At 70.7% G+C, this 18,207-nt stretch carries 14 protein-coding genes and 1 pseudogene; 11 read left to right on the top strand and 4 right to left on the bottom strand.

Annotated features, from left to right (window positions below; translation table 11 throughout):
* Window positions 1-114 precede the first annotated feature (114 nt).
* On the top strand, window positions 115-2,121 hold the full coding sequence (locus HUV60_RS07835) for an ATP-dependent DNA helicase (RefSeq protein WP_257848097.1): 2,007 nt from the start codon (window positions 115-117) through the stop codon (window positions 2,119-2,121).
* Between the two features lie 257 nt (window positions 2,122-2,378).
* Here HUV60_RS07835 and lexA read toward each other — a convergent pair whose 3' ends face one another.
* The gene (gene lexA, locus HUV60_RS07830; protein ID WP_257848098.1) at window positions 2,379-3,149 is read right to left on the bottom strand and encodes a transcriptional repressor LexA; all 771 of its coding nucleotides are present in this window, start codon (window positions 3,147-3,149) and stop codon (window positions 2,379-2,381) included.
* Window positions 3,150-3,804: 655 nt separating this feature from the next.
* On the opposite strand from lexA, the gene nrdR reads away from it, so the two are divergent.
* Window positions 3,805-4,362 carry a transcriptional regulator NrdR gene (gene nrdR / locus HUV60_RS07825; RefSeq protein ID WP_257848099.1) on the top strand — a complete coding sequence of 186 codons (558 nt, stop codon included), beginning with the start codon at window positions 3,805-3,807 and terminating at the stop codon, window positions 4,360-4,362.
* Between the two features lie 154 nt (window positions 4,363-4,516).
* Window positions 4,517-7,417 (top strand): vitamin B12-dependent ribonucleotide reductase, encoded by a 2,901-nt coding sequence (locus HUV60_RS07820; RefSeq protein WP_257848100.1) that lies wholly within the window; start codon window positions 4,517-4,519, stop codon window positions 7,415-7,417.
* Window positions 7,418-7,567: 150 nt separating this feature from the next.
* On the opposite strand, the gene HUV60_RS07815 is transcribed toward HUV60_RS07820, so the two are convergent.
* Complete coding sequence (locus tag HUV60_RS07815; RefSeq protein WP_257848101.1) at window positions 7,568-8,101, bottom strand: TerD family protein; 534 nt, start codon at window positions 8,099-8,101, stop codon at window positions 7,568-7,570.
* Window positions 8,102-8,269: 168 nt separating this feature from the next.
* Between HUV60_RS07815 and HUV60_RS07810 the strand changes: the two genes are divergently transcribed.
* From HUV60_RS07810 to HUV60_RS07800, 3 genes are all read left to right on the top strand, one after another.
* Window positions 8,270-8,875 (top strand): YdbC family protein, encoded by a 606-nt coding sequence (locus HUV60_RS07810; RefSeq protein WP_257848102.1) that lies wholly within the window; start codon window positions 8,270-8,272, stop codon window positions 8,873-8,875.
* Between the two features lie 106 nt (window positions 8,876-8,981).
* Complete coding sequence (locus HUV60_RS07805; RefSeq protein WP_257848103.1) at window positions 8,982-9,641, top strand: histidine phosphatase family protein; 660 nt, start codon at window positions 8,982-8,984, stop codon at window positions 9,639-9,641.
* Window positions 9,642-9,720: 79 nt separating this feature from the next.
* Window positions 9,721-10,557, top strand: coding sequence for an ADP-ribosylglycohydrolase family protein (locus HUV60_RS07800; protein WP_257848104.1), 837 nt, complete (start codon window positions 9,721-9,723; stop codon window positions 10,555-10,557).
* Between the two features lie 316 nt (window positions 10,558-10,873).
* Here HUV60_RS07800 and HUV60_RS07795 read toward each other — a convergent pair.
* Window positions 10,874-11,035: pseudogene (locus HUV60_RS07795) on the bottom strand (MFS transporter); the annotation flags it as partial.
* Between HUV60_RS07795 and HUV60_RS07790 the strand changes: the two are divergent.
* From HUV60_RS07790 to HUV60_RS07780, 3 genes are all read left to right on the top strand, one after another.
* The gene (locus HUV60_RS07790; RefSeq protein WP_331461982.1) at window positions 11,018-11,371 is read left to right on the top strand and encodes a TetR-like C-terminal domain-containing protein; all 354 of its coding nucleotides are present in this window, start codon (window positions 11,018-11,020) and stop codon (window positions 11,369-11,371) included. The pseudogene HUV60_RS07795 and the gene HUV60_RS07790 overlap by 18 nt on opposite strands.
* A gap of 150 nt (window positions 11,372-11,521) precedes the next feature.
* Window positions 11,522-12,223, top strand: a complete 702-nt coding sequence (locus HUV60_RS07785; protein ID WP_257850131.1) for a ribonuclease HII — start codon at window positions 11,522-11,524, stop codon at window positions 12,221-12,223.
* A 68-nt stretch (window positions 12,224-12,291) separates the two neighbouring features.
* Window positions 12,292-12,921: a hypothetical protein gene (locus tag HUV60_RS07780; RefSeq protein WP_257848105.1), complete on the top strand. Its 630-nt coding sequence runs from the start codon at window positions 12,292-12,294 to the stop codon at window positions 12,919-12,921.
* Window positions 12,922-13,025: 104 nt separating this feature from the next.
* On the opposite strand, the gene HUV60_RS07775 is transcribed toward HUV60_RS07780, so the two are convergent.
* Window positions 13,026-13,649: a hypothetical protein gene (locus tag HUV60_RS07775; protein ID WP_257848106.1), complete on the bottom strand. Its 624-nt coding sequence runs from the start codon at window positions 13,647-13,649 to the stop codon at window positions 13,026-13,028.
* Window positions 13,650-14,008: 359 nt separating this feature from the next.
* On the opposite strand from HUV60_RS07775, the gene HUV60_RS07770 reads away from it, so the two are divergent.
* Window positions 14,009-16,168 carry a RecQ family ATP-dependent DNA helicase gene (locus tag HUV60_RS07770; protein WP_257848107.1) on the top strand — a complete coding sequence of 720 codons (2,160 nt, stop codon included), beginning with the start codon at window positions 14,009-14,011 and terminating at the stop codon, window positions 16,166-16,168.
* Window positions 16,169-16,463: 295 nt separating this feature from the next.
* On the top strand, window positions 16,464-18,152 hold the full coding sequence (locus HUV60_RS07765; protein WP_257848108.1) for a DUF4192 domain-containing protein: 1,689 nt from the start codon (window positions 16,464-16,466) through the stop codon (window positions 18,150-18,152).
* Window positions 18,153-18,207: the final 55 nt, after the last annotated feature.

Here is an 18,207-nt window from a genome sequence, read left to right as displayed (position 1 = left end):
CGATCGGAAATGCGTTCGTCCGCACCCTGTGCCGCGCTCACCTGTGCGCCCACGGCCCACTGTCCTCGCGGTCGGCGCACGATTGTCGGTGCCGGGCCGTAGGGTGGTCGCGCTATGACGAAGCCCTCACTCCCTGAACTCCTGCACGCTGCCGTCACCGCCGTCGGCGGCACGGAGCGCCCCGGCCAGGTAACCATGGCCGAAGCCGTCGCCGAGGCGATCGACGACGCCTCTCACCTGCTGGTCCAGGCCGGCACCGGCACCGGAAAGTCGCTCGGCTATCTCGTGCCCGCGCTCGCGCAGGGGGAAAGGGTCGTCGTGGCGACGGCCACGCTGGCCCTGCAGCGCCAGCTCGTCGAGCGCGACCTTCCGCGCACGGTGGAGGCGCTGCACCCGCTGCTGCGCCGCCGCCCGGAGTTCGCCATGCTCAAGGGCCGGTCCAACTACGTGTGTCTGCACCGGCTCCACGAAGGCGTACCGCAGGACGAGGAGGAAGGGCTCTTCGACCAGTTCGAGGCGGCCGCCCCCACCAGCAAGCTGGGACAGGACCTGCTGCGCCTGCGCGACTGGGCGGACGAGACGGAGAACGGGGACCGGGACGACCTCACCCCGGGCGTCTCCGACCGTGCCTGGTCCCAGGTGTCGGTGTCGTCGCGGGAGTGCCTGGGCGCCACGAAGTGTGCCTACGGCGCCGAGTGCTTCGCCGAGACGGCCCGCGAGCGCGCCAAGCTCGCCGACGTCGTCGTCACCAACCACGCCCTCCTGGCGATCGACGCGATCGAGGGCGCTCCGGTGCTCCCGCAGCACGAGGTGCTGATCGTCGACGAGGCCCACGAACTGGTCTCCCGGGCCACCGGAGTCGCCACCGGGGAGCTCACCCCCGGTCAGGTCAACCGCGCGGTGCGCCGTGCCGCGAAACTGGCCGACGAGAAGGCGGCCGACCAGTTGCAGACCGCGGCCGAAGGCTTCGAACGTCTGATGGAGCTGGCCCTTCCGGGCCGTCTCGAGGAGATCCCGGAGGACCTCGGGTACGCACTGATGGCGTTGCGTGACGCTTGCAGGACCGTCATCTCCGCGATCGGGGGCACCCGTGACAAGTCCGTCCAGGACGAGGACGCGGTCCGTAAGCAGGCGCTCGCCTCGGTGGAGAGCGTGCACGACGTGGCGGAGCGCATCACCAACGGCTCCGAATGGGATGTCGTCTGGTACGAGCGCCACGAACCCCGCGGCGGAGCCGCATATCGACACAGCGGCGCCTCGCTGCGTGTCGCTCCCCTGTCGGTCTCGGACCTCCTGCGGGAGAAGCTCTTCTCCGACCGCTCGGTGGTCCTGACGTCCGCGACGCTGAAGCTCGGCGGCGACTTCAACGGCGTGGGCGCCTCTCTGGGCCTGGGCCCCGAGGGCACCGAGGGGGACGACCTTCCGCGGTGGAAGGGCGTCGACGTCGGCTCTCCGTTCGACTATCCCCGGCAGGGCATCCTCTACGTGGCCCAGCACCTGGCGCGCCCGGCCCGCGACGGTGACCGCGCGGACATGCTCGACGAGCTCACCGAACTGATCCGGGCCGCGGGCGGTCGCACCCTGGGCCTGTTCTCCTCGATGCGGGCCGCCCAGCTCGCCGCCGAGGAACTGCGTTCCCGCATTCCGGAGTTCCCGATCCTCCTCCAGGGCGAGGAGACCCTCGGCGAGCTGATCAAGAACTTCGCCGCCGACTCGAAGACCTGCCTGTTCGGCACGCTGTCGCTCTGGCAGGGCGTCGACGTCCCCGGCCCCAGCTGCCAACTGGTCGTCATGGACAAGATCCCGTTCCCGCGCCCGGACGACCCGTTGACGAGCGCCCGCCAGAAGGCCGTGGAGGAGGCGGGCGGGAACGGCTTCATGGCGGTCGCCGCCACGCACGCCGCGCTGCTCATGGCGCAGGGCGCCGGTCGTCTCGTCCGGGCCACGGGGGACCGCGGGGTGGTCGCCGTCCTGGACCAGCGACTGGCGACGGCGCGCTACGGCAGCTACCTGAAGGCCTCGCTGCCCGACTTCTGGTTCACCACGGACCGGAACCAGGTGAGGAGGTCCCTGGCCGCGATCGACGCGGCGGCCGGGCAGGCCGAGAGCCAAGCGGACTGAGGGACAAGCGGACTGAGGGACAAGCGGGCCGAGAGCAACCAGGCCGGGACCGCCGGGGGCACGTACCGGCGTGGACGGAAGACGCGCGGGCCCGGCGTGTGCCATGAGGGGGTCGTGCCGGGCCGTGAACCGACATGGCAGGACCTGACAGCGCACAGGACCGGCAGATCCGGACAGTGCAGGGCCCCGGAACCGGCGCAGGGGTTCCGGGGCCCGGACCAGGGGCGGGGCCGGACCGGCCGGTCCCCGCGGTGAACTCAGACGCGGCGCAGAACGGCCACCACCTTGCCCAGAATGGTCGCGTCGTCGCCGGGGATCGGCTCGTAGGCCGCGTTGTGCGGGAGGAGCCAGACATGGCCGTCCTCGCGCTTGAAGCGCTTGACCGTGGCTTCGCCGTCAAGCATCGCGGCGACGATGTCGCCGTTCTCGGCGACGGGCTGGCGCCGGACCGTGACCCAGTCGCCGTCACAGATCGCGGCCTCGATCATGGAGTCGCCGACGACCTTCAGGACGAACAGCTCACCGTCACCGACGAGCTGACGGGGGAGGGGGAAGACGTCCTCCACCGACTCCTCGGCGAGGATGGGGCCACCGGCGGCGATACGGCCGACCAGCGGCACGTACGACGCGGCCGGTTTGCCCGCGGTGTCCGTGGGCTGCACGGAGGTGGCCTGGTCGGAGCCGCGCACCTCGTACGCGCGGGGACGGTGCGGGTCGCGACGCAGGAATCCCTTGCGCTCCAGCGCCATCAGCTGGTGTGCCACGGAGGACGTGCTGGAGAGGCCGACCGCCTGGCCGATCTCGCGCATCGACGGCGGGTACCCGCGGCGCTGCACCGAGTCCCTGATGACTTCGATCACCCGACGCTGGCGGTCGGTGAGTCCCGAGCTGTCCGCCCGGATGCCGGGAGGTCGGCCCGGCAAGGAGCGCTTCCGTCCCTCAGGATGCTGCGTGGCTTCGCTCATCGCATGCACCGGCTCGAGCCGGCCCTGGGCAGTGATGCTGGCGCTGTCTGCGGTGGTGGTCACGTCGGCCCCTCTCGATGGTCTCCCTGCAGGACAACGGTAGTAGCTTTCGAAAGGTTGCGCCAAACACACGTTCGAGTGAAAAAAAGCGAATTGCCCTCTGCGGTCGCTCGTCGAGGTGTATTGACTGCGATTTCCCCGTCGGTAAAAGCCTCCATTGCCGTACTCTTCGCCGCCGAGGTGGCGGCCTCCCGGCCGGGGGCCAGTCTGTCATCGGGTGGCACGTGCCACCTGCCACGTGCCACCTGCCACGTGCCACGTGCCACCTGCCGCGGGGAGCGGCCCGGCCCTTCCCGGGTCTCTTCGGGAGTCGCGTGCCGCCTCCTTGTCGGCGCGCGCGACACCTCCTCACGCGTGGCCTTCTCGGGGCTCCGCGCGGACTCGCGCGAAGCCCTCGCGGGTCCGTACCGTGGCCCCGCGTGAGCGCACCGTGAGGAGGGTCTGCCGGATGCCTCGCGCCCGGCGCCGAACGACACGCACGCTGGAGTGGATGAATGAGTCAATCACCACATCTAGTGGTTGGATTGCAGCAGCTGCCCAGAAGTTGTGGTCCCGCGGTCCTGAGGTCTTCGGAGATCGCTTATGCTGGAGCAGCTTCGCGGGGCCGAACGGGCCCTGTGGGGCCATGGAGTCTGCTGCGAGGGAGGGTTGGGATTTCATGCACTGCCCCTTCTGCAGGCATCCCGACAGCCGTGTCGTCGACAGTCGTACGACCGATGACGGCACGTCAATCCGCAGGCGTCGCCAGTGCCCCGACTGCTCCCGTCGTTTCACGACCGTGGAGACGTGCTCGCTCATGGTGGTCAAGCGGTCCGGCGTGACCGAGCCGTTCAGTCGCACCAAGGTCATCAACGGTGTGCGCAAGGCGTGCCAGGGGCGTCCCGTCACCGAGGACGCGCTCGCGCAGCTCGGCCAGCGCGTCGAGGAAGCGGTGCGGGCCACCGGGAGCGCCGAGCTGACCACTCATGACGTGGGGCTGGCCATACTCGGCCCGTTGCAGGAACTCGACCTCGTCGCCTATCTGCGGTTCGCGTCCGTCTACCGGGCGTTCGAGTCGCTCGAGGACTTCGAGGCCGCGATCACGGAACTCAGGCAGGTGGAGCACCCCACCGCGGACGACGAAGACCGTGAGAGGGCTGCCGCGGGGGGCCGGGAAGACGGCGGAGGGTCCGGCGGGACCGCCCAGGTCCCGGAACCCGCCCAGCCCGTCGGCTGACCGGCGGGCCCTGCGGCCGGGGACGGCCGGGCCGCGGCGATGAGAAGACCTGTTGCGGGTGACGTGCGTGAGCGCCCGCAGCATCAGGACAAACACCGTGCCACGGGAACATCGGGGCACTTCAGGGCGTTTTCGCCCGTACCAGGGAGGCGGCATGACAGAGACGGCGAGCGGTCCGACACGGAGTTCCAGGGCCAGGGGCAGCAGCAAGGCCGGCAAGGGGCTGCGAGTCGAGCGCATCCACACCTCTCCCGGAGTCCACCCCTACGACGAGGTGGCCTGGGAACGCCGTGACGTCGTCATGACCAACTGGCGCGACGGCTCGGTCAACTTCGAGCAGTACGGCGTCGAGTTCCCCGACTTCTGGTCGGTGAACGCGGTCAACATCGTCACCAGCAAGTACTTCCGCGGTGCCGTGGGCACCCCGCAGCGCGAGACCGGTCTCAGGCAGCTGGTCGACCGCATCGTGAAGACGTACCGGAAGGCCGGCGAGGACCACAAGTACTTCGCCTCTCCCGCCGACGCCGAGATCTTCGAGCACGAGCTGGCCTACGCCCTCCTGCACCAGATCTTCAGCTTCAACAGCCCTGTCTGGTTCAACGTCGGCACGCCCCAGCCGCAGCAGGTCTCCGCCTGCTTCATCCTGTCCGTCGACGATTCCATGGAGTCGATCCTCGACTGGTACAAGGAAGAGGGCATGATCTTCAAGGGCGGTTCCGGCGCCGGCCTGAACCTCTCCCGCATCCGCTCCTCCAAGGAACTGCTGTCCTCCGGCGGCAACGCCTCCGGCCCGGTCTCCTTCATGCGCGGGGCCGACGCGTCCGCCGGCACCATCAAGTCCGGCGGTGCCACCCGCCGGGCCGCCAAGATGGTCATCCTCGACGTCGACCACCCCGACATCGAGGACTTCATCCAGACCAAGGTCAAGGAAGAGGAGAAGATCCGCGCCCTGCGCGACGCGGGCTTCGACATGGACCTGGGCGGCGACGACATCACGTCCGTCCAGTACCAGAACGCCAACAACTCGGTCCGTGTGAACGACACGTTCATGAAGGCGGTCCAGGACGGCGGCAAGTTCGGCCTGACGTCCCGCATGACCGGCGAGGTGATCGAGGAGGTCGAGGCCAAGGCACTCTTCCGCAAGATGGCCGAGGCCGCCTGGGCCTGCGCCGACCCGGGCATCCAGTACGACGACACCATCAACCACTGGCACACCTGCCCGGAGTCCGGCCGCATCAACGGTTCGAACCCCTGCAGCGAGTACATGCACCTGGACAACACGTCCTGCAACCTCGCGTCGCTGAACCTGATGAAGTTCCTCGAGGACGACAGCAGGGGCCACCAGTCCTTCGACGTCGAGCGCTTCTCGAAGGTCGTCGAGCTGGTCATCACCGCGATGGACATCTCCATCTGCTTCGCGGACTTCCCGACCCGGAAGATCGGCGAGAACACCCGCGCCTTCCGGCAGCTCGGCATCGGCTACGCCAACCTCGGCGCCCTGCTGATGGCCACCGGGCACGCCTACGACTCCGACGGAGGCCGCGCCCTGGCAGGCGCCATCACCTCCCTGATGACCGGCACGTCGTACAAGCGCTCCGCCGAACTGGCCGCGATCGTCGGTCCGTACGACGGCTACGCCCGCAACGCGCAGCCGCATCTGCGGGTCATGAAGCAGCACTCCGACGAGAACGACAAGGCCGTCCGCGTGGACGACCTGGACACACCGATCTGGACGGCCGCCACCGAGGCCTGGCAGGGCGTGCTGAGCCTCGGCGAGAAGAACGGGTTCCGTAACTCCCAGGCATCCGTCATCGCCCCGACCGGCACCATCGGTCTCGCGATGTCCTGCGACACCACCGGCCTCGAGCCCGACCTCGCCCTGGTCAAGTTCAAGAAGCTGGTCGGCGGCGGCTCGATGCAGATCGTCAACGGCACCGTCCCGCAGGCCCTGCGCCGCCTGGGGTACCACGAGGAGCAGATCGAGGCGGTCGTCGCCCACATCGCCGAGCACGGCAACGTGATCGACGCCCCGGGTCTCAAGCACGAGCACTACGAGGTCTTCGACTGTGCCATGGGCGAGCGCTCCATCTCCGCGATGGGTCACGTCCGCATGATGGCCGCGATCCAGCCGTGGATCTCGGGCGCCCTCTCCAAGACGGTCAACCTGCCGGAGTCGGCGACCGTGGAGGACGTCGAGGAGGTCTACTTCGAGGCCTGGAGGATGGGCGTCAAGGCGCTCGCCATCTACCGCGACAACTGCAAGGTCGGCCAGCCCCTCTCCGCCAAGACCAAGGAGAAGGAGAAGGCCGAGATCACCGGGAGGACCGAGGACACGATCCGTGCCGCGGTCGAGAGGGTGGTCGAGTACCGTCCGGTCCGCAAGCGTCTGCCGAAGGGGCGTCCCGGCATCACCACGTCCTTCACCGTCGGTGGCGCCGAGGGCTACATGACCGCCAACTCCTACCCGGACGACGGTCTCGGCGAGGTCTTCCTGAAGATGTCCAAGCAGGGCTCGACCCTCGCGGGCATGATGGACGCCTTCTCCATCGCGGTCTCCGTCGGCCTCCAGTACGGCGTCCCGCTGGAGACGTACGTCTCGAAGTTCACCAACATGCGCTTCGAGCCGGCCGGCATGACGGACGACCCGGACGTGCGGATGGCGCAGTCCATCGTCGACTACATCTTCCGTCGCCTCGCGCTGGACTTCCTGCCCTTCGAGACGCGCTCCGCGCTCGGCATCCACTCCGCCGAGGAGCGCCAGCGTCACCTCGAGACCGGCTCCTACGAGCCGACCGACGACGAGGTCGACGTCGAGGGCCTGGCCCAGTCCGCACCGCGGGCGGCCCAGGAGCTGAAGGCGGTCTCCACGCCGAAGGCCGAGGAGGAGGCGGCCAAGCCCGCCCCGCAGCAGGCCCACACCAGCGCCGAGCTGGTCGAGATGCAGCTGGGTATCCAGGCCGACGCCCCGCTCTGCTTCTCCTGCGGGACGAAGATGCAGCGCGCCGGTTCCTGCTACATCTGCGAGGGCTGCGGCTCGACCAGCGGCTGCAGCTGAGACAGGGTGTGACACCGTTCGTCCGGGCGTGCCCGCCCGCTGCGACCGGTTGAGCCGACGAGGGAGGGGCACCGGCTTCGGCCGGTGCCCCTCCCTCGTTCCTGCTGCGGTTTCCCGCCGAACCGGACCCCGGCGGTGGCCGGGTCCGGTTCACGGGCGGCGGGTGGCTCCCATGGAGCGGGTGAAGGCCAGAGGATCCCCCTGGAAGCCCTGGACGCCGGAATGGAAGTCCCAGGCGCCGGTGCTGTCCCGGGTGAACTCGGCGACCGTGGCTGCCGTGGCTCCGAGGACACCCCTGAAGTCGTCCTCGGCCAGGACGGTGTACCCCTCGCGGATGCGCAGACCGGGGCGGCCCACGCCGGCGAAGGTGCGCTGCTCCTGATGCTGCTGTATGACGACCCCGACCACCACGCGTGCGTACCGCGCGTCGAGCCGGTCCAGCTCCAGCATCATGACCTCGTCGAAGCCGAAGCCCTTGCCGTCCTGGCTGTCCCGGCTGAGAGTGATCGTGCCGTCGGGAGAGCGGCTGCCGAAGTGCACCACGTACGAGGGGGCACCGTGCGGATCGCTTGCCGGGTAGGGCGCGGCAACGAGATCCAGGTCGGTGGCCGACTGTCCCGCGGGACTCGGGTCCCACCTCAGCGCGATCTCGACCTTGCCGATGCCCTTGTTGACGCCGTTCACCAGTCTTCTCCTTCCCCCTGGGACCGTTGTGCCCCTTCAGAAGCTGCTGTCCAACTGCCGTGCAAACCCGGCAGGTTGCCCATCCTGTCATGCCGGGCCGGGTGAGTGCGGCGAAGCAGTCCCGCCGAGGGTGACCGGGGCTGAGCCCCGCGGCCTTACGATGGCGCGGTGCTGGTCAAGTGGATTCGCTGCACCGTGGTGGACCGCCGCGGGTTCGAACGGGGACAGCGGAAGTGGGCGGGGCTTCTGGGGGAGCCGGGATTTCGTGGACAGGGCGGGGGCTGGAGCCGGGGACGACAGGATGTAGCGCACATCTTCTCCTTCTGGGAGAGCCGCGCCTTCTACGACTCCTTCATGGCGCGGTCCCACGACCGGCTCGCCTCGTCTCAGTCGGGCACCTTCAAGGACGCCCGGGTCAGGCTGTTCGACCACCGCTTCGACGTGAAGACCGGCTTCGAACCGCGCTTCACGGACGTCGACCTGCTGAGAGTGGCCCTGTGCCGCGTCCACGAGGAGCGGGCGGAGCATTTCGTGCTGATGCACGAGAAGGTCTGGAACCCGGCGATGGCAGGCTCGCCCGGCATGGTCCGGGGACTGTTCGGCGAGGCCCCCGGCCATGAGTTCCTGGTGCTGTCGATGTGGTGGTCGGCGGCCGAGCACGGCAAGTACCGTACCGAGCGCGTGGAACGCCTCGCCCTGCGGGCGCAGACGGAGGCCGACATCGCCGCGCTCACGGGGGACATCGTGGACATGGAGCCGGTCTGGACGGTCTGACGTCCCAGCGCGCGGAACGGCCCCGAAGCGCGGGAAGTGTGTGACCTGTGCCGTATGGGTCGCATACGGGTGCTCGGTCTGCCGTCAGCCGTTCTAGGGTTTCAGTATGGTACGACCACGGCGCATCGTCCTTGTCCGGCACGGTGAATCAACGGGCAATGTTGACGACACCGTTTATGAGCGCGAACCCGATCACGCGTTGGCCCTGACCGAGCGGGGCCGACGGCAGGCGGAGGAGACCGGCAGACGGCTGCACGACCTGTTCGGCGAGGAACACGTCAGCGTGTACGTGTCCCCCTACCGCCGCACGCACGAGACGCTGTGCGCCTTCGGTCTCGATCCGGAGCTCATACGTGTACGTGAGGAGCCGAGACTGCGTGAGCAGGACTGGGGCAACTGGCAGGACCAGAAGGACGTCCGTCTGCAGAAGGTGTACCGGGACGCGTACGGCCACTTCTTCTACCGTTTCGCCCAGGGCGAGTCCGGTGCTGACGTCTACGACCGGGTCGGAGGCTTCCTGGAGAGCCTGTTCCGCAGTTTCGAGGCCCCCGACCACCCGCCGAACGTCCTCATCGTGACGCACGGTCTTGCCATGAGGCTGTTCTGCATGCGCTGGTTCCACTGGACCGTGGCGGAGTTCGAGTCCCTGTCCAACCCCGGTAACGCCGAGATGCGGGTGCTCGTTCTGGGGGAGGAGGGCAAGTACACGCTCGACCGGCCCTTCGAGCAGTGGCGGCAGCCGGAACCGTACGGGATCACCGGATAGGGCGGCAGAGCGATGACCGCCGACCTCCACCACCGCCGGGCGCCTCGACCGCGCCCTGGCCAGTCTGCGCGGACTGTCCGTGGAGGACGCGCTGGGCTCGCAGTTCTTCGTCCCGGTGAACCATCCGCTGCTCATGCACCGTGAGCTGCCTCCGGGCTCCTGGCCGTGGACGGACGACACGGAGATGGCCTGCTCGGTCGTCGCCGTCCTCGCCGCCCACCGGCGGGTCGACCAGGACGCCCTCGCGCAGTCCTTCGCCCGGCGTCACGACTTCGACCGCGGCTACGGGCCCGCGGTCGACCGGCTGCTGCGGTTGGTCCGCGAAGGCGGTGACTGGCGCGAACTCGCCGCCGGCCTCTTCAACGGCCAGGGGTCCTGGGGCAACGGCGCCGCGATGCACATCGCACCTCTGGGCGCCTGGTACGCGGACGATCCGGAGCAGGCGGTCCACCAGGCCGAGATCTCGGCCTATCCCACCCACCAGCACCGCGAGGCCGTGGTCGGCGCTATGGCCGTCGCCGCGGCGGCCGCACTCGCCGCGGCCCCCGGCGGGCCGCCCGGTCCCGAAGCGCTGCTCGACGGGGTCGTCGCGCTGGTGCCCAGGAAGAGCGCGGTCGGTGCGGGACTGCGCCGGGCCCGGGACATGTTCGACTACGGCGACGCGGCCACCGTCGCCGCCGTACTGGGGTGCGGACGGCGGACGACGGCCCACGCCACCGTGTCTTTCGCACTGTGGTCGGCCGCCCGAGCCCTGAGCGACTACGAAGAGGCCTTCTGGACCACGGCCCAGGCGGGCGGGGACGCCGACACGACCTGCGCCATCGTGGGCGGGGTGATCGCGGCAGGGAAGGCCGGGGCGCCGCCCGCCGGGTGGGCCGAGCGGGTCGAGGCGCTCCCGAACTGGATGCCGGTGTAGCTCCGGCAGGCCCGGCCGTGCGGGGAGCGGTCCGGTCCGGCAGGTGCGTGCGCGGAGGGCCGTTGCCGACGGTCGCCGGTGCGGGCGCGCGAGCTTCCGCAACTCTCCGTGCGCTATGAGAACTCTCCGTGACCGTCCGCTCGTTGTCGGGACATCAGCCGTGTGGGACATGAGGCCCGGGACGAGGCGGCGGCTGTGCAGTCCCGAGCCCTGTCAGAGGTGGTCGTGGACGAGCAGTTCACCGTGCTGCTCGGTTCCGTGACCGCCGTCCTGACAGCCGCGGGGCGGCTCGGCGTCCTCCGGGGCGGCCCCGTCGGCCGGCGCCCGGTCCGGCGGAGCAGGCGAGCCTCTCCAGGCCGCTCCTGCGCACCCGGATCACCGACCGGGCGGTGAGCAGGGCGAGTGCGGCCATGACGGCGGCCGGAATGAAGGCCGTCGAGATGCCCTGCGGGAGCACTTCGTGTCCCCAGGGCTCGGGCGGCCGGCGGGCCGCCGCCCCCTCGACGTGGCGCCGGACGCGGGCGACGTGCGTGGCAACCTGCCGGCCCTGTGCCCGCGAGCGCGCGACGGGATGTTCTCCCGACCGGGCCCCGCCCTGCGCTCGGTCATTCACGAGTGCGATTCCATGCAGGTCGAGCGGTTTCGTGCCGCGATCTTCGAAGGGGTCGTGGAACCGGCCATCGTGATGCTCCGAGAAGTGATCGAGCGAGGAACCGGGTGCGGAGAGATACGTGCCGGCGCGGCGAACAGCTACGTCTTCGAGGTCGTCCCGGCGATGAGGAGGTACCGGTCCGAGATGTGCGGAAGTGAATGAACGGACGTCGGCGTGGAGGAGACGATCGACCTGCTGATGGTTTTGCTGTTGCGGCCGGCAGGCCCCTGGCCCGAGGTCGCCGACACTCTGCCACCGCTCGGGGAACCTGGGTGTCGCGGGCCGTCACGGGCGGCGTACGCTAAGGGCGCCATGCCGTACGAACCACCAACTCACGCTGTCGAGCGCTCCCTCCGCGCCACGACCGGGGCGAAGACCGTCGCAGGTGTCGACGAGGTGGGGCGCGGCGCCTGGGCCGGCCCCGTCACCGTCTGCGCGGCGGTCACCGGACTGCGCCGGCCCCCCGAGGGCCTCACCGACTCCAAGCTCCTCACCGTCAAGCGACGGGACACACTCGACCGGACGTTGCGGGACTGGGTGACGTCGTATGCCCTGGGCCACGCGTCCCACGAGGAGATCGACCAGCTGGGGATGACGGCCGCGCTGCGGCTGGCGGCGGTGCGCGCGCTCGAAGGGCTGCCGGTGCGTCCCGACGCGGTGATACTCGACGGCAAGCACGACTATCTCGGGGCGCCCTGGCGGGTCCGCACCGTGATCAAGGGTGACCAGTCGTGCGTGGCGGTCGCGGCGGCCTCGGTGATCGCCAAGGTGCACCGCGACAAAATAATGGCCGAACTGGGTTCCGAGCATGCAGACTTCGGTTTTGCGGACAACGCGGGGTATCCGTCACCCGTGCACAGGGCCGCGCTGGAGGTCCGGGGGCCCACCCCCTACCACCGGCTGTCGTGGGCGTATCTTGATGCGCTGCCCCAGTGGCGGCATCTCAAGAAGGTCCGTAGCTGGGCGGATGGAAGCGTTCCGGCGATCGAGGGTCAGCTCGGCTTCGATTTCTGACGATTCCGTTCGCACTCATGTGCCACCCGGCGGCGCAAGCCGTACCAATGTTTGATAAAAATCAGCCCATGCCTCTCATTCCCGAGGAGCCTCAGATTCACGAGAGTGCCCAGGGTCCCCGCGCCACTCCGGCCAGCGGCCGTACCGCGCCGACCCCCCGCCCCGTACCCGGTCCCCGCCCCGCGGCACCGCCGCGTCCCGGTCGGCCCGGCCCGGTCCGGCCTGCGCCTTCGGCGCAACGTACGCCGCGTGATGCTCCTGCGGCGGCCGACCCCGTCCCTTCGAAGCCGACCGCTCCCGCTGCGGCCGGCGCCCAGATCCAGTTGATCCCGGCACCCGCCCAGGGGGCGCTCGATGCCGCCGAGGAAGCCGTGGACCTGCTGCTGGACGCGGGCCGCGCCCCGGGTGACGTGCTGGTGATCACCACCGGCGAGCCGCACCCGTGGGCCACCCACGAACGCTCCTTCGGCGAGGCCTCCTACTGGGCCCTGCACGCTGCCGCCGACGACGTCTTCTACGCGGACGCCGCTGTCGCGGACCGTGCCGGAGCGCGCCCCGTCGTCGTGGTCGCGGTCAACGGGGGGGCCGAGCCGGTGATCACGTCGGCCCTGGCCGTGGCGCACACCAAGGCCACCACCCTGCTGATCGTCTGCGGTGATCCGCAGCGGATCAACTCGATGACGGGTACGGGCGTCTGAGACGATGTCATGGCGCCCGTCCGTACGGGCGCCATGACATAGCTGTTCCGCCGCGCGGGTAGCGGCGTCGAAGGAGCCCTGGCTCCCGGGCGTCCGGTGGGCTCTCAGCGCGCTGCCGCGCGGCGCAGGACGTCGGACGCGACACCACCGGTGCGCGGTGTGTGCGGTGTGTGCGGCGGTGCCTCGGCCGTGGCGAACGGTTCCGGTGCGGAGCCGGTGCTGGGCCGACGCCCGCCGCGGTCCTCGCCGAGCACCTGCCAGCCGTCGCGGGTCAGCGTGATGTACGCCCCGCAGCGCAGCCCGTGCAGCGTGCAGGCGTCCCGCAGCCCCCACATCCACGCGCCGTCCTCCTCCGTCCAACGTGCGTCGCCGTCACGGCAGCAGAGCAGGACAGCGGTCCGCACCGGTGTGCGGCGCCGCAGGTCGTGAGGAATGACCCGGCGCAGTTGGGACAGCAGCGCGTTGCGGAACATCCAGCCGTCGGGCGGGGCGGCGCGGCGGGTGAACGAAGCGCTCGCCCGCACCCGCTCGTCCTGGTCGAGTACGGCGACGATCGCGGTCGCCGGCCCCGGGTGATGCCGGGCGTGCAGTCCGCTGACGACCTCACGCGGGTTGCGCAGCAGCGGGATTCCCGCGGCAGCCCACTCCGCGGGTTCGAGCAGACGAGTGGCGGAAGCGGCGGGTGCGGACAGAGATGCCGCCGAGGACGGAGCGAATCCGAAGGTCATGGTCCTCCCTTCGGCTACGCCCGGACGACGGGCGGGGTCGGATTCGGGGGAGTGCGCACGCAACGGAGCCCAACCTGAGCGGCGGACGAGCCGTACGGGTGCGGACCTCAATTCTTCCTGTCGAACCAGGATGCGGCAACGAGCAATCGTGCGAGCCGATCGATATCAGATGATTGGGAGTTTATATCCCTGCCCTGTGTGCCGTCGGAGCACACAGGCGGTGCCCGGTCCCGCCGTGTCCGTACGTGACGTGCGGGTCCGGTGACCAGTGGCCGGCTTCGAGGACGCCGGGGTGCCGCCGCGAGATGAACGCGGGGGTGAAGTGGCCGACCGTCGTAGCCATCGGGTTGCATGGGGGCATGAACACCCTGGAGCTGCGCACCGAAGCCGACGCCGTCCTCGCCGAGCTCGTCGGCGACCCCAATGGCCCGGCGCGGTTGCGGGAGGACCAGTGGCAGGCCGTGGCGGCCCTGGTGGAGGAACGCCGGCGCGCCCTGGTGGTGCAGCGCACCGGCTGGGGCAAGTCGGCGGTCTACTTCGTCGCCACCGCTCTGCTGCGCCGCCGTGGCTCCGGCCCCACGGTGATCGTCTCACCGCTGCTGGCACTGATGCGCAACCAGGTCGAGTCGGCGGCGCGGGCCGGTATCCGGGCGCGCACCATCAACTCGGCCAACCCCGAGGAGTGGGACACGATCTACGAGGAGGTCGGGCACGGCGAGACCGACGTTCTCCTCGTCAGCCCGGAACGCCTCAACTCCGTGGACTTCCGCGATCAGGTGCTGCCCAAGCTCGCGGCCACGACCGGCCTGCTGGTGGTCGACGAGGCGCACTGCATCTCCGACTGGGGACACGACTTCCGCCCCGACTACCGCCGGCTGCGGGCCATGCTCGCCGACCTCGCCCCCGGTGTGCCGGTGCTGGCCACCACCGCGACCGCCAACGCACGTGTCACCGCGGACGTGGCCGAGCAACTGGGCACCGGCGCCGGCGAGGCCCTGGTCCTGCGCGGCCCGCTGGAACGTGAGAGCCTGCGGCTGGGCGTGGTCCGGCTGCCGGACGCCGCGCACCGCCTGGCCTGGCTCGCCGAACATCTGGACGAGCTGCCGGGCTCCGGGATCATCTACACGCTGACCGTCGCGGCGGCCGAGGAGGCCACCGCCCACCTGCGACAGCGTGGCTTCCGGGTGGCCTCGTACACCGGGCGCACGGAGAACGCCGACCGGCTGCAGGCCGAGGCCGACCTGCTGGGCAACCGGGTCAAGGCGCTGGTCGCGACCTCGGCGCTGGGGATGGGCTTCGACAAGCCGGACCTGGGCTTCGTGCTCCACCTGGGCTCCCCGTCCTCGCCGATCGCCTACTACCAGCAGGTCGGCCGGGCGGGCCGGGGCGTGGCCCACGCCGATGTGCTGCTGTTGCCGGGCAAGGAGGACGAGGCCATCTGGCGCTACTTCGCCGACACCGCCTTCCCGCCCGAGGAACAGGTCCGGCAGACCCTCTCGGCCCTGGCCGAGGCGGGACGCCCCCTCTCCGTGCCGGCCCTGGAGGCCCAGGTCGACCTCCGTCGCACCCGCCTGGAGACCATGCTCAAGGTGCTCGACGTGGACGGCGCGGTCAAGCGGGTCAAGGGCGGCTGGAGCTCCACCGGTGAACCGTGGGTCTACGACTTCGAGCGGTACGCCTGGGTCGCCCGGCAACGGGCCGCCGAGCAGCAGGCCATGCGCGACTACGTGAGCACGGACCGGTGCCGGATGGAGTTCCTGCGGCGGCAGCTGGACGACGAAGGAGCGGTCCCGTGCGGCCGGTGTGACAACTGCGTGGGGCCCTGGGCCGATCCCTCCGTCTCGACCGAGACCCTGACGGCGGCGGCGAAGGAGCTGGACCGCCCAGGGGTGGAGGTCGAGCCGCGCCGGATGTGGCCGACGGGGATGCCGGCCCTGGGCATCGACCTCAAGGGACGCATCCCGGCAGGAGAACAGTGCTCCACCGGGCGCGCCCTGGGCCGGCTCTCGGACATCGGCTGGGGCAACCGGCTGCGCCCGCTGCTGGCCGAGAACGCGCCCGACGGGCCGGTCCCCGACGACGTCCTGCGGGCCGCGGTGGAGGTCCTCGCCGACTGGGCGCGTTCTCCGGGCGGCTGGGCGACGGACGGCCCGGACGCCTCCGCCCGGCCGGTGGGAGTCGTCGCCGTGCCGTCCCTCACCCGTCCGCAGCTGGTCGGTTCCCTCGCCCAGGGCATCGCGACCGTCGGCCGCCTGCCCCTCCTCGGCGCCCTGACGTACACCGCGCCGGACGGCGTCCACACGGCCCGCCGCAGCAACTCCGCCCAACGTCTGAAGACGTTGTCCGGTGCCTTCGCCGTCTCCGAGGAACTGGCGGACGCCCTGGCACACGAGCAGGGGCCTGTCCTGTTGGTGGACGACCGCACGGACTCCGGCTGGACCCTCGCGGTCGCCGCCCGCCTGCTCCGCAGGGCAGGCGCCGCACAAGTCCTTCCTCTGGTCCTCGCCGCGGCGGGCTGAGCGTCCGCGTCCCGCGGACCGGGCCAGTCCGGCCCGCAGGACTCTCGCGCGGCCACCGGCCGAGGTTCCGCCTTCCCGTCCGTCGTCGGCACCTTGCGCGCCCGCGACGATCCGGAGAGTGCCGGGAAACTGTTCGCTCACCCCTCCTCTCTGTGGCGGAGACGCTCGCGTGATGGTGTGGAAATCGGACCACAGTGAGATGGAAAATGCAGGTCACATGGGGTGCCTGACGTGTCCCTGCAGGAAGTTGTCCACAGGGCGAGCGGAATTTCCTGATCCGAGCGACCGTCCTCCCATGACGAACAGCAGCGAAACGAACGAATCCTCCGAAAACGGCGGCATCACCGGTCGGGAGCGGGCCGAGCACGCCGGCCTACCGGGGCGCGACGACAACGACGAGGGTGCCGGGGCTGCGGGGCCGAGGACCCACAAGAACGGGAGCGCGCACGCGGGGCGCGCGCCGGACATCGCCTGTACCGCCTACGGCAGCCACGGCGGCGAACAGCAGGTCACGCTGCGCACCCCCGCCGAACTCGCCGACGCCCTGCCCTATCTGCTCGGCTACCGCCCCGAGGACAGCATCGTCCTGGTCGCCCTGTACGGCAAGGACGGGCGGGGCAGGTTCGGCGGCCGGGCCAGGCTCGGTATCCCCGCGAACCGGGACGACTGGCCCGCCGCCGCCCGCCAGCTGGTCCAGGGGCTGGTCACGGGCAGCGAGCGCCGAGGCGCCAAGCCCGAGCAGATGGTCGTCTTCCTCTGCCAGGAACCGGAGGACCGCGAGCCCGGACAGCGGGTCAAGGAGCGGCTGGGCCCGCTCGCTCACGCGCTGCGCCTGGAGTGCGGTGCCCTCGACGTTCCCGTGGTGGAGGCCCTGTGCCTCTCGGGCGGCCGTTTCTGGTCGTACTGCTGCGACGACGAGGGGTGCTGCCCCGAGGCCGGGACGCCGATGGGACTGCCGGGCACCTCGGTGCTGGCCGCCGCCGCGACCTACGCCGGACTTCAGGTCCGGGGCACGCTGAGCGAACTGCGGGCGAGGTTCCTCCCGTGGGAGCGCGCCGCCGCCCTCGAGCAGGAAACCGCCCTGGACTCCGCCCACCGGACGCTGGTCCCCAAGATCCTCGACGCGGCGGCACGGAGCGAGGTCGCCCGGCAGACGCTGGAACTGGCCGAGCGTGTCATGGGCAGGCTGGCCTGCGCCCCGTCCGTGTCCGGCACGCTCCCGGCGGACCTGCGGGACGACGAAGTGCTCCGGCACGACGAGGCCGCCACGCTGATCCTCGGTCTGCAGGACCGCGCAACCCGGGACCGGGCGGCGGAGTGGATGGAGGGCGAGGAGGCAGGTCCCGCCCTCCGCCTGTGGCGGGCGCTGGCCCGCCGCTGCGTCGGATCGTACGGTGAGCACGCTGCGGCCCCCCTGACACTCGCCGGCTGGGTCGCCTGGTCCATCGGCGACGAACTGGAGGCCAGGGAGGCACTCGCCATGGCCCTGGGCGCCGATCCCGACTATCTCTTCGCCCGCCTGCTGCACCAGGCCTGCAATGAGGGCCTCGATCCGGAATCGATCCGCCGCTGCCTGCGCTCGGAACGCGACGGCCAAGGGCAGACGGACGGCGACGGTCCGGAGTCCACCGGTGCGGACAGCGAGGATCCGGACAGCGAGGATCCGGGAGACGGCGGGCCCGGTGCGGCGGGGGAGTCCACATCCTCCGGGCCCGCGGTTGCCCTGGGCCGGGAAGCGCGCTCGCGCCGCCGACGACGCGAGCGCGTCTCCGGCGCTGGCGCCGGTGGCGGTTCCCCGCGTCGGGGGCGGGCGGAGGGCAGCCGCCCGAATGTACGGATTCCGCATCCTCGCACGGCGGTGGGTGACGCGCGTCCGGGCGGTGTACGTCCCGGCACCGAGAGGCCGGATGCTGTACGCCGTCGCCCCGCACCCTCGCGGGGACGCATGCAGATCCGGAGCCAAGGCGGTGCCGGGGAGGAGTGACCGGGCGGGAGGGGAGGTGGCAGCCGATTGGGCGAGAGGTGCGGCGCAGGCGTCT

The organism is Streptomyces sp. KMM 9044 (assembly GCF_024701375.2).
Taxonomy (GTDB): domain Bacteria; phylum Actinomycetota; class Actinomycetes; order Streptomycetales; family Streptomycetaceae; genus Streptomyces.
The sequence above is the reverse complement of the archived record's forward strand: the minus strand, read 5'-3'. Positions and strand labels throughout refer to the sequence as shown.